The organism is Pseudoalteromonas sp. SG41-5, assembly GCF_014164495.1.
GTDB classification, from domain to species: domain Bacteria; phylum Pseudomonadota; class Gammaproteobacteria; order Enterobacterales; family Alteromonadaceae; genus Pseudoalteromonas; species Pseudoalteromonas rhizosphaerae.
The window spans coordinates 1-12,257 of sequence record NZ_JACJFH010000055.1 but is presented as its reverse complement, the minus strand read 5'-3'; the positions used below and the strand labels follow the sequence as shown (position 1 = coordinate 12,257).

Below are 12,257 nucleotides of genomic sequence, written 5' to 3'. Positions count from 1 at the left end.
GCTCCTAAAATTATTCTGGTAACCGCTGGTTTTTAACCATATCGGTATAATAGTTATCGGTAATTTTGTATTTAAATAGCACAAAGCCCAAAATGGCATGAAACACACCAGGAATAATGGTCAGCATTAATGCTAATCCAGTCATGGTAAATTGACTTTGTTCAATATTTGGCTGGTAATCAAAAAAAGCTAACAGTAAACCACCGGCAAGACCCGCTAAACCACCACCGGCTTTTTGGCAAAATGAAATCCCGCCAAATGACAAACCTGATGCCCTAACACCGTCTTTAATTTCGCCATAGTCAACCGCTTCTGCAATCGCGGACCAAAACACCGGTGCATGCAAATCAACCACGAAAGATAAAATGATATACAACACAAAGGCCAACCAGATGTCACCAGGTTGCACTGCAAAAAACATTATCAGCGAAATAAACAACACTGCGATTTGTGACCATCTAAATAGTTTTAACTTACAATAACGTTGGGTGATCCACGTACTTGCCACCATAGATACTATTGATGCTGCGATACCTGCACTGGTAAAAGTACCCGCCAGATCAGGAGCACCTAAATAGTACTTAGCGTAGTACATAGCCACACTGCCACGAATTGCATAACCTAAAGTACCAAGCACACATGCGGCGCATAGCAGCAACCATTGATCGTTTTTAATCAGCACTTTAAATTGGGTCAGTATGCTTTCGGTTTGTGGTTCATGAGTAATACGTTCACGAGTAGTAAAAAAGCAAAACAGAAACAATGCTACACCACAGGTAGACACTAAAATCATTGCCAGTTTATAACCATGAGCGATATCGCCACCGCCCCACATTGATGCCAGTAAAGGTACAGAAAATACAATAATAACATTGGCTATTTTGGCAAAAAACATCCGATAACCATTCGCTGATAAACGTTCTTTAGGATCTGCGGTTAATACGCCAATGTACGAAATATAAGGAATTGCTACACCGGTAAACATCAAGGTGGCAAATAAATAAGTAAGGTAAGCCCACACCAACTTCATATTGTAATCAAAATCTGGAGTGGTAAATAGCAGGACGATTGAAATACCATATGGCACAGATAAAAATAAGAACCAATGGCGGAACTGCCCCCAGCGAGTTTTTACTTTATCGGTAATCACGCCCATTAATGGGTCAGTAAACGCATCAACAAAACGTGCAACTAAAAATAAAATACCCATATCAACAGGGTCGAGGCCATAAATGTCGGTGTAGAAAAACGACATAAAATAAAATAATGCAGCAACCATAACGTTTACTGCCATATCACCGGCACCAAAACCGACTTTTTCTACCACTGATAACTTTTGATTTTCCATACAACTACCTGATTTTTAAAATATGTAGTACCTTAATACGCCATATTTAAAATAATAAAGGTCACCTATTCTTTGTTTTATCACACTGGTGACCATTGTATTGCTTATTATTGTAAATTTAATGATAACTTCATTGATAGTATTATCATACTAATAGGATCGCAACTCTTTTCGACGAATCATAATTTTGGAAGCTCAACTATCTCAGAGCGAATAAATACAAGTTAAATTAATTCAATGAGTTGATAAGTAAAAACCCCGACCAAAGTCGAGGTTTTGTACTTTAAAGATTATATAAACTTAGAAAGAATAACGGGCACCAATTGCAAAAGTGCGTGAATATATACCGTTACCAAAGTTATAGATGTTTTCGTTGCCTTCACCATAATAACTTTGATACACATCGTCGAGTATATTTGTAGCATCAAAAGTCACCACAAAATCATCTGTTACATCATAGCTAAATTGGAAATCTAAACTTTGTTCTGAACGGTTCCAAAATTGCAATGGATTAGCAAAAATAGCCGCTTCGTTACCGGTATAGAACTCTGAACGCCATACATACGATAAGCGCATATCGAACGAATCTCGCTCATAAATACCCACCACACTATATGATTGATCAGATACACCAGCCATACTTGAATCTACATAACCGCTAATGGTTCCATCGTTGTTATACTCAGGTAGTTTTTGAGATGAATCTAGTGCGGTAAAACTTGCTTGCAGACCAAGCCCATTTAGCATTTCAGGCAAGTTATCCGGGAAATATACTAAACCAAGTTCCAAACCAGATAATTCGCCTTCACTTGCATTAACAGGGGCACTAAGCGCGTAAGGAATAATGTCACCATTCTTATCAGGTCGCATCACAACTTTTCGCCCTGGGACTATTCGGCTATCTATTTCTCGTAAAAAATAAGTTGCGTAAAGTGAACTTGAATCGGCAAAATACCACTCTAAAGAGATATCATAATTTGTCGACTCTTCAGGTTGTAATTGCGGGTTCCCTCCTGTGCCCGTCCCATTCTTAGTTCCCTCTGTAAGAGGATCCGTAAAATACTGCAAGGCATTTAAATCTGCAAAATTAGGCATACGTAAGGTATTAGTGTAAGCAAAACGACCTATCACATCATCGGTTATATTCCAGTTTAGAACTAAGCTTGGCAGTAATTTACTGACGTCTGCGCTCGCAGAGCTTGAATCAAAAATATTAGTATTTGTTCCAGTTTCTGCTGTGAAGTCCATATCCTGCTCATATTTGACATAACGCACCCCAAATTCCCCACTTATATTTTCAGTTATGAAAAAATTAGTGGTTGTATATAATGCATACGAGTTTTCTTCAATATCTAAGGTTTTATAAACATTTTCGGCTTCTAGACCATACACGTTGCGTACTGCACCAGCGTTATCAAGCATGTAACCACCATCAGCGGTAACGAAGTTACTGAATGTATCTGCCCTGCCATCGAAGTAATCATCCACATGGAATACAATACCGGATCCATCACCAGTAGCTCCTGCTGCGGCCAATTGTTGAATTAAACTTTCAACACTAGTATTACCAATCCCACCTTCATTTGTTCGAGTGAACTCTTCAGCTGTGCGTTTTTCGTAGCGACCGCCAAATTTCACTTTATCTATGAATCGACCACCAAAAAGATATTCAGCGTCAAAAGTAAATGTCGTAGAATCCCCGCGATTACCACCGCCGTTATCATACACCGTACCCGCATTCCAATTTTGTATTGCAGCCATATCAGCTTCATTTACTGCGGTGTTAGGATCATCCCAAAATGCAATCCCAGGAACTCCGTCATTATCATTAAAATCAACATTTAACCCTTTGGCTACACGGTCAAAGCGCATTGCAAAAAAATCAGTTTCAAATTCACTTTCTTGATAAACAACTTCAGTGTTAATTGTTAAATATTCACTAGCTTGCCACTGTGCACCTAGTGCATATAAGTAACTATCTGTTTTACCATATGAGAAATCACCACTTTGGAAACCACCTGCATTAATCGCTTGTTTTTCTTTAACTACATTAGTGCCATCGAAAATAGTTGGTGTTTCAATATTGCCATTGCCGTTTTCAAACGTGTTTGAAAACCACATCGCATTTTGTGACTCGTTTTCATACCCGGTGTAAAAACCTTCGGCGGTTATTTCTAAAGTATCAACCGGTGCCCACTGCAACGAGATAGAAGCTGCTGGACGTTTACGTAAACCAGTAAATGACGTACCAAAGATAGCATCACGTGCTATTAAATACTCTGTCGGCTCACCTTCAACGTTTAGTTTAGACCCTGGAGTATTAGGTAAACCGTTCTCTTGACCAATCTGCCAAACCTTGTTTCCTTGCGAGTCATATTCAGGAATACGTGAATAAGGAGAGTACATTGCTTGCGGATTATTAGTAAAAAATGGAAACGCTGCACCTGCAGTTATCGTATCATCACGATAATTGGTTTCAGAGTACGACACATTAAACAGTGCACCAAACTCACCAGCGCCGTCAATTTCCCAACGATTACTTAGCAGTGCACTAATATTTGGGTCAACTTTATCTGGTTGATCGGAGTAAATACCACGTGCAGCTAAAACAACTTTTTGGCCATCAAAGTTAAACGGGCGATTTGTTTTAATGTCGATTGAACCCGCAATACCTCGCTCGACTTGATCTGCTGATCGCGTTTTATAAACTGTTACGCCAGATAGTAAGCTCGCCGGAATATCTTGCAGTGCAACATCGCGCCCTGCACCGGTAAAAATATCTCGACCATTGACCGTAGTATGAACATCCGTTAGACCACGAATAGACACAGTACTCACTTCACCAGCACCACGGCCTGTGGTTTGTACACCAGTAACCCTTTGTAGTGCTTCAACTACATTGTTATCTGGGAACTTGCCAATATCTTCTGCAATAATAGAGTCGACAATTTGTGTACTAAAGCGTTTTTCAGCCAGTGCCTTATTTAAGCTACCACGAATACCAGAAACCTGAATAATTTCAATGTCGTCTTTCTCAGCATTTACCGATGCATTATCTTCTTGCTGCGCATATGCAAACTGACATGAAACAGCCATGATTATTGCACTAGCTATGTGTGTTTTTTTGAACATGAGTGGTGTTCTCCATTTGTTTTCCCCAGAAGGCTATTACCCTCTGCTTCCCCTTATTTACAAACTTGTTGTCAGAGCCTGTATTAAGGTTGCCTTTTATTATGTTAATTATTTGCTGTCTGACATTGATAATATTGTATGATTAATTAACAGTCAACTGATAAAAATAAATAAATGTTAAATAAAAATCAAAAAAACAAATCTTGGCAACAAGGCCATAAAAAACAATTGGTTGATGAAATATAATCTTACGGGAAAGATAGAAGTATCAAAAAGTGAAATATAACTCATCCTAAATCAAATAATTATTATACTACAAATAAACAACTCACTTGAAAGGGTATGCCAATGCTCCATAGCTATAACATATATTAAGATCGGTAATTCCAAGTACGGGGAAACAAAAAAGACGAAACAATTAGCTTTACAAGCAATGGGAATAATTTTCTGTATAATATGAATAAGCATAAAAAAACTCCGAGGTTATCGGGGCTTTTTATACTCTAATTTACATTAGAATGAATACCGTGCACCTAAAGCAAATGTACGAGAAAAAATACTACTTCCCGCATTAAATAGATTTTCGTTACCTTCTCCATAATAAGTTTGATACTTATCATCTAACAAGTTAGTAGCATCAAATGTAACCGTTAACTCTTCGCTTACATCATAACTAACCTGAAAATCTAAACTTTGCTCTGGGCGATTCCATATTTGTAATGGATTCGCAAAAGTAGCATCCGTTGTTCCGCTATAAAACGCTGAGCGCCATAAGTATGACAAACGCATATCAAATGACTCTCGCTCGTAAATACCAACGACACTAACTGATTCATCAGAAACGCCTGTCATACTTGTTTCAGTATAACCAGTAATATTACCTAGCGAATCAAAGTCAGGAGTGTCCTGCGAAGAGTCTAAGTTAGTGTAACTTGCCTGCATACCTAAGCCATCAAGAACGGCTGGCAGATTTTCTGGGAAATAGACTAATCCTAACTCGAGACCAGATAATTCACCATCTGACGCATTACCAGGAAAGCTAACAACGTATGGACGAGTTTCACCATCATCGCCTTCGCGTACAACATTTCTACGTGATGAAATGACTAACCCATCAATTTCACGCTTAAAGTAAGACGCGTATAAAGAACTTGTATCAGCAAAATACCACTCTAGCGATAGGTCATAATTTTTTGACTCAGTAGCTTGTAAATTAGGATTACCAGTACTACCGGTACCATATTCTTGCGCTTTAGTAATTGGATCTTCGTAACGTGCCACAGAGCTTAAATCAGCGTAATTAGGCATTCTTAGTGTTTCTGTATACGCAACACGCCCGACAATATCTTCTGTAATATTCCAGTTTAGAGATAAACTTGGTAGCAATTTATTGATACTTTCTGATTCAACGGTTTGGTCATACTGAGCAGGATTCTTAGATAATAGTGATTGAAACTTCATATCTTGATTATATTTCACATAACGAGCACCAACCTCACCGCTAATATTTTCAAAGAGATAAAAATTCATTGTGCTATATAAAGCATAAGAATCTTCTTCAATATCAAACGTTTTATACTTATCTTCTTTGTTAAACCCATAGACAGAGCGAACAGCATCTACATTATCAAGTAAGTAACCACCATCTGCTGCGATAAAGTTATTGAAAACGTTAGCTCGGCCATCAAAGTAATCATCAACCTGATAGATAAGCCCAGATCCGTCATCGCTTACACCTGCTTCAACTAACTGGCTCATGAAATTAGTTAGCGATGTTGGTTGATATTTATTCTGAGTACGGGTGAATGCTTCTGCAGTACGTTTTTCGTAGCGCCCACCAAAAGAAACTTTATCAATATATGTGCCACCAAATAAATATTCTGCGTCAAACGTAAACGCAATTGAGTCACCACTGTTGCCATCACCATTGTCATATAGATCAGCAGCATTCCAGTTTGCAACAGCGCTCATATCAGCTTCATTTACAGGTGTATTAGGATCGTCTTCGTATACGACTGCGGGTACACCCCCACCATTATTATAATCAACGTTTAGAGTAGGAAAAGTTGCGCGATTAAAGCGCATTGCTAAAAAGTCGCTTTCATAATCACTTTTTTGATATACCAGTTCACTATTAATGGTCAGATAATCTGATGCTTGCCACTTCGCACCCAATGCGTATAAATACGTGTCTGTTTTTTGAGAAGTAGCATCACCACTTACAAAACCATCTGCGCCGAGGGTTTGTCTTTGCTTTATGACATTTGTGTCATCGTAAGTAACCGGTGTTTCAATGCCGACGTTATCATTGTAACTAAACGCATGCCATAATGAATTTTGTGACTCATTACGATAGCCAGTATAAAAACCTTCAGCCGTTAACTCTAATGTATCATTAGGTGCCCATTGAAATGAGGCTGTTATTGCTGGGCGCTTACGTTCACCGCTAAAAGAGTTACCAAAAACAGCGTCACGGCCAAGTAAATACTCTGCTGACTGGCCATTTATATCAAGCGCTGAACCTGGTGTTGTTGGTAGGCCATTTTCTAAGCTCTGCCAAACAGAGGTTTCGTTACCCGGTGCTCCTAACGTTCTAGGAATTGGAGAATAAGGTCTAAAACCAGTAGCTGGTTGGTTTGTGAAATAGGGTAATGCAGCCCCTGCAGCTAATGTATCATCGCGGTAGTGCGTTTTAGAATAGGAAACATTGACCAGTGCACCAAACTCACCCGCACCATCCAAATCCCAACGATTACTTAATAACATACTTAAATTAGGGTCAACTTTGTCAGGTTGGTCTGAATAAATACCGCGTGCTGCTAGTACTACTTTTTTACCATCAAAGTTAAATGGACGCTGAGTTTTAATATCAATCGAGCCAGCTATACCACGCTCAACTTGCTTTGCCGATCGCGTTTTATATACGGTAACACCAGAGAGTAAGCTAGCAGGAATATCTTGCAGCGACACATCACGACCTGAGCCGGTAAAAACATCACGGCCATTTACAGTAGTATGAACATCGCTTAGACCACGAATTGATACACTGCTGACTTCACCGCCCCCACGGCCGGTAGTTTGTACACCTGAAACTCGCTGTAGTGCTTCAACGACATTATTGTCAGGAAATTTACCAATGTCTTCGGCAACAATCGCATCAACAATTTGTACGCTAGCGCGTTTTTCATCTAACGCTTTGTTTAAGCTACCGCGAATGCCTGATACTTGAATAACTTCGATATCATCAGTGCTATCTGGCGGTGTATTTGTTACTTCATCCTGTGCATAAGACAGTTGGCATGAAAATGCCAAAACTATTGCACTGGCTATGTGTGTTTTTTTAAACATTAGCGGTGTTCTCCAAATTATAGTTATATCGGAACTCTGAACTATCCAATTAAGTTACCGAAGAGTGACCACTGCATTGCCCATTGTATGTTGTCAAAACAGTATACGAGATATCTACATTTACTATGTATATAGATTAACACTCGGACTTTAATCATATTGTATGACCATTTAAGGGTCAACTCAAAAAACAACAAATTCAAATAACCTGTAAAGAGTAGTTAACACCCACTCCATTGAAATAGTTGATTTATTAGCTTGTTTCATCTAGCCACCTAACAATTAAAAAGGTAAGGCTATGCAATTCAAAAACTTAAAGTCGACAATGCGAATAACAATCACATTAATACTGTGTAAAAATATAAATGCATTGCAACTATATATTTACCTCGGTTATGCTGATGTCATCACAATAAAAATACAATAATACAATTAATGGTGTTTTTTATTGTACTTTTACTAATTTTTAGTACTCACAGCTGCCATGAATTAACTAAAACTACACATAAGCGCAGACACTTTGGCTTACACCATCTATAAGGATACATATGAAAAATAAATTAACAGCCCTTGCGTTACCATTACTCTTATCGAGCGGTATGGTTGCAGCACAAAACCCATTATTTACCGACGTGTTCACCGCAGATCCTGCGGCATTAGTTCATAAGGACACAGTTTATCTTTATACCGGTCATGATGTTGCCCCAAATAATGATATTTTCTTTGAGATGCATGACTGGCTTGCTTTTTCATCAACCGATATGGTGAATTGGAAAAAGCATGGCCCAATAATGAAAGCCACTGACTTTAAATGGGCTAAGGGCGATGCATGGGCAGCGCATATGATTGAACGTGATGGCACCTTTTATTTCTTCACCACTGTTCGCCATGATGAAACTAAACCTGGTTTTGCAATTGGTGTCGCAACGTCGAAATCTCCTACCGGACCATTTAAAGACGCTATAGGTCATGCATTGGTTACTAATGATATGACCACCCAAACACCGAATGATTGGGATGATATCGATCCGGCCATCTACGTAGAAGAAAATGGTGATGCTTATCTATTTTTTGGTAACCTTGTACCTAAATACGTGAAGCTCAGCGATGACTTACTAAGTTTAGACGGTGAAATAAAAACCATCGATTTACCAAACTTTACCGAAGCGCTATGGGTACATAAGAAAGATGAATACTATTACGTGTCTTATGCCTGTGAATTCCCAGAAAAAATCTGCTACGCAATGAGTAAAAGTATCCATGGCCCTTGGCAGTATAAGAGGATTCTGAATGAGATTGCTGGTAACAGCGAGACTAATCATCAGTCAATTATCGAGTTTAAAGGTAAAAGTTACTTTATTTACCATACAGGTGCAGTACCACCAAAAGATGGCAAGCCAAGTGGCGGACGTTTTCGTCGCTCAGTTGCGATTGAACCACTTATCTACAATGATGATGGTACCTTACAGCGTATCATCATGACCACTGAAGGGTTGAGTAAAGACAAATAACTCAGTCAACGAATGGGCTCTCACTGCAGAGCCCCTATCACTGTGGTTTAAAAAATTGTTCGCTGGTGAATAAATCTACTTACAAAGACGATTTTCAACGCTAACTGCGTTGAGTTAACTTGCAATAGGTAAGTGCCTGACGCGTAAACTCACCTAGTGAACCCTGATAACTTTCTAGGTAGACACTTTATTAACCTTTATAATTTTAAATCAAAGCATTCGTAAATACCTTTACCTGAGATCTGGTTAACCCCCTCTATTTTCGCGTAATACTTACATTACTTGCTGTAAATAAGCGAAAAATCGTCGCAAATCATTGCTTGATGATAATTGAAACACAGCTGTAAGCATTGTAAATAAAGCACTTTTTATTTACATAACAATTACTTTTGCAAAAGTATTTGCACATTTGAAATAGTACTATAAAATTACAATACTACGTAGTTGCTATTTTACGTTAGGTGCACAGCAATTTTATTGACAACATTAAATAACAAAAATCCCAGTTATAAGAGGACATTAAAAAATGAAACTAACCAGATTAGCGATGGTGATCAGCTGCGCTTTAGCTGTTACAGGATGCGGTTCAGACAGCAATTCAGCGCCCGAAGGCGTATTAGCGGCACAACCTACTGCAACCGCAAAGCCAACTGTAAGTAGCAGTGTACAATTTAACAACAATGGCAATGTAACAGTGACTAATGTTGCCGTGCATGATCCGTCGGTTTTAAAAGTCGATGATACTTATTATATTTTTGGCTCACATTTAGCTGCCGCTAAATCGACCGATTTAATGAACTGGGAAATGATTTCAAGTTTATCAGCAAACAGTGCTGTAAATGAAAGCCCGTTGTTTGATTTTAATTACACAACCGAAATTGCAGAGGGTATTGAATGGACTGATGGCTTTACCGGTAACTGGGCTGCTGATGTAATTAAAGCACCCAACGGCAAGTTTTGGTTTTACTACAATCATTGCGCTCAAGATAATCCAGATACACCTAACACTGTTGATGAAGTATGCTTTAATCGCTCTTATTTAGGTCTTGCAGAAGCAGACTCTATTGAAGGTCCATACAAAAATAAAGGCATTTTTTTACGCAGCGGCTACCGTACTGATGATGAATTTGCTAAGTATCCATTAGATAATGGGCAAACAACATGGGCTGGCGCTGTAGATCCCAATGCCATTGACCCCGCCGCTTTTTATGATAAAGATGGCAATTTATGGATGGTGTACGGTTCATACTCTGGCGGGATATTTGTACTTGCTATAGATGAAACAACAGGCATGCCTGAAGCAGGACAAGGCTATGGAACTAAACTAGTCGGTGGTGACTTCCGTGCTATGGAAGGTGCATTTACTATGTATAGCCCTGAAAGTGATTACTACTATCTTTTTTACTCAGTTGCAGGATTTGCTGCTAATGATGGTTATAATGTACGTGTTGCACGTTCAAAGAACCCACAAGGTCCTTATTTAGATAATGCGGGCAACGATATTGCCTCTGCAGGCGGCCTTGAAATAGGTGAAAAACTATTAGGTGGTTTTGAATATACCCAAGAGCTCGGAGAAACAGCACCAGCTTGGGGTTATCAATCACCGGGTCATAACTCAGCGTATTATGATCAGGCATCGGGCAAACATTTATTTGTCACTCACACTCGCTTCCCATTAAGCTCTACTGAATTTCCAGAAAGTGCTGAAGCACACCAAGTACGAACCCATGAAATGTTCATTAACCAACTTGGTTGGCCTGTACTTTCACCACAACGCTATGTTCCACTCAATGGTGAGAATGTACTATCGATGGACGAAATCCAAGGTTATTACAAATTCATAAACCATGGTACAACCGTTAATACCAGTGCTATTCGTTCAACTCACATTGCACTTAATGCTGATAACTCAGTAACAGGCAGCGATCCTGGTACTTGGTATCCTAGCGATGATTCTAATACCAATATTAAACTAGTATTAGAATCTGGCACTTACTTTGCCGTCGCTAAATGGCAATGGGATGATGCCAATAAAGCACTTGTACCAACGCTGTCGGGAGTATCAAGTGAAGGAGCAACGGTTTGGGCAACTAAAGTTGACGATATTACGGCAACAAGCGATATCCTTGCCACTGTTGCTCAAGCGTTGGATATTAAAACTGAGTTAAGTATTGCAGATGAAGGTTACTCATTACCAACTCTTGGTAAAGATGGCGCACAAATCAGCTGGCAAAGTAGTGATGAATATTACATAGGTAGCGACGGTGCAGTATTTATTCCAACCCCAGACCGTGGTAATAAATCAGTGACGCTCACAGCCAATATTGAGCTAAACGGCCAAACCACGAGTAAAACATTTACAGTTAATTTAACCGCACGTCCTGAGTTTAAAAATGCGATAGCACATTATTCATTTGAAAATGCGCTCACAGATAGCTTAGGAAATTTACCAAGTGCCACAACTACTGATAATAATTTGTTAAACACCGGCGCAGGTAATCAAGCGTATGCTGCTGGGCAAACAGGCCAAGCATTTAGTTTTGATGGTGCAACAGGTGTCAGATTACCTGATAGCTTTATTCAATCAAGTGCATACACTGTTTCTTATTGGTTGAAACCAACGGTTTTAACTGATTTTTCACCATCATTCTTCGCCACTACGACTGTTGATAGATGGATGAGCTTGATCCCTGGTAACACTCATTTTACAACCACACCAATGCTATGGAGCAAATATTTAGATGATGCGGGTGTTGAACAGTGGAACCAAATCATTTCTGCAACCCCGGCAACGCTTACTTGGTCGCATGTTGCAATCACTTATGCCAACGGCGAAGCTAAACTTTACCGTGATGGGGTTTTAGCAGGATCAATGCCACGCGCTGATTTTTTTAGTAATGCAACGGGTAACTTTGCAC

The 12,257-nt window shown here is 39.2% G+C and carries 5 protein-coding genes; 2 read left to right on the top strand and 3 right to left on the bottom strand.

The window, feature by feature from the left end; all coding sequences use genetic code 11:
• Nucleotides 1–10 precede the first annotated feature (10 nt).
• The 3 genes from H5232_RS14485 to H5232_RS14475 all read right to left on the bottom strand — a co-directional run bounded on the left by H5232_RS14485 (nt 11) and on the right by H5232_RS14475 (nt 7,828).
• The gene (locus tag H5232_RS14485) at nt 11–1,348 is read right to left on the bottom strand and encodes an MFS transporter (RefSeq protein WP_149980054.1); all 1,338 of its coding nucleotides are present in this window, start codon (nt 1,346–1,348) and stop codon (nt 11–13) included.
• A 300-nt stretch (nt 1,349–1,648) separates the two neighbouring features.
• Nucleotides 1,649–4,480 carry a TonB-dependent receptor gene (locus H5232_RS14480; RefSeq protein WP_182761408.1) on the bottom strand — a complete coding sequence of 944 codons (2,832 nt, stop codon included), beginning with the start codon at nt 4,478–4,480 and terminating at the stop codon, nt 1,649–1,651.
• Between the two features lie 513 nt (nt 4,481–4,993).
• On the bottom strand, nt 4,994–7,828 hold the full coding sequence (locus tag H5232_RS14475; RefSeq protein ID WP_182761409.1) for a TonB-dependent receptor: 2,835 nt from the start codon (nt 7,826–7,828) through the stop codon (nt 4,994–4,996).
• A gap of 548 nt (nt 7,829–8,376) precedes the next feature.
• Here H5232_RS14475 and H5232_RS14470 point away from each other — a divergent pair.
• The gene (locus H5232_RS14470; protein ID WP_182761410.1) at nt 8,377–9,339 is read left to right on the top strand and encodes a glycoside hydrolase family 43 protein; all 963 of its coding nucleotides are present in this window, start codon (nt 8,377–8,379) and stop codon (nt 9,337–9,339) included.
• Between the two features lie 526 nt (nt 9,340–9,865).
• The coding region (locus H5232_RS14465; RefSeq protein WP_182831111.1) for a family 43 glycosylhydrolase at nt 9,866–12,257 on the top strand (2,392 nt) is incomplete at its 3' end.

Bases quoted from the DNA above. Each gene is read 5' to 3' on its own strand.
- H5232_RS14480 (WP_182761408.1), bottom strand. From the start codon at position 4,480: ATGTTCAAAAAAACACACATAGCTAGTGCAATAATCATGGCTGTTTCA.
- H5232_RS14475 (WP_182761409.1), bottom strand. From the start codon at position 7,828: ATGTTTAAAAAAACACACATAGCCAGTGCAATAGTTTTGGCATTTTCA.
- H5232_RS14470 (WP_182761410.1), top strand. From the start codon at position 8,377: ATGAAAAATAAATTAACAGCCCTTGCGTTACCATTACTCTTATCGAGC.
- H5232_RS14485 (WP_149980054.1), bottom strand. From the start codon at position 1,348: ATGGAAAATCAAAAGTTATCAGTGGTAGAAAAAGTCGGTTTTGGTGCC.